At 71.0% G+C, this 589-nt stretch carries 2 pseudogenes; both read left to right on the top strand.

From position 1 onward, the window contains the following. Positions 1-180 (top strand): annotated as a pseudogene (locus ACY45C_RS05920) (PGF-CTERM sorting domain-containing protein); the annotation flags it as partial. A gap of 2 nt (positions 181-182) precedes the next feature. Next, positions 183-589 (top strand): annotated as a pseudogene (locus ACY45C_RS05915) (potassium transporter TrkA); the annotation flags it as partial.

The following is a 589-nucleotide window of genomic DNA, read 5'->3' as shown; positions in this document are numbered from 1 at the left end:
GGCATGGCAGCGGGTTCTGGAAGTTCCGGCGCGACCGGAGGCAATGGCACCGTCAACGGTCAGGGAGGTTCAGGTGCCTTCGGTGGTTCGGGTGGTTCCGACCCGTCGGGTCACGTCATTGTCTGCGGGCTGAGCAACCTGGGGCTCCGCTCGCCGAACAGCTCCGGGCGTCGGGTGTGACGGTGGTGGCTATCGACGATCGGGTCGCCCCCGCCACCCGGCGCAGGGTGGAGCGGTGGGGCGTGCGGGTCCTGGTGGAGAGTACCCGTGGCGCCGGGGCGCTGCGCGAGGCCGGCATCGCCGCGGCGCTCGCGGTCGTGTCCTGTCACGAGACGGACCTCGACAACCTGGGCACAGCGATGGTCGCGGCCGAGACGGCCCCCGGTGTCCGGCTCGTCGTGGCCATCAGTAACCGCCAGCTCGGCGACCAGCTCGCGGACGCGCTCAGCCAGGTCCGGGTGCTGAACCGGGCCGAGCTCGCGGGGCCGAGCTTCGTCGAGGCGTGCGTCCGCTCGGACGTGACGCACGCCTTCCCGATGGACGAACGGTCCGATGCCGAGGTCTTCGCGGTGATCGAGGAGTCGATCAT

The organism is Frankia sp. CcWB2 (assembly GCF_977927585.1).
Note: the sequence above shows the minus strand (reverse complement) of the source record. Positions and strands in the feature narration are given on the sequence as shown.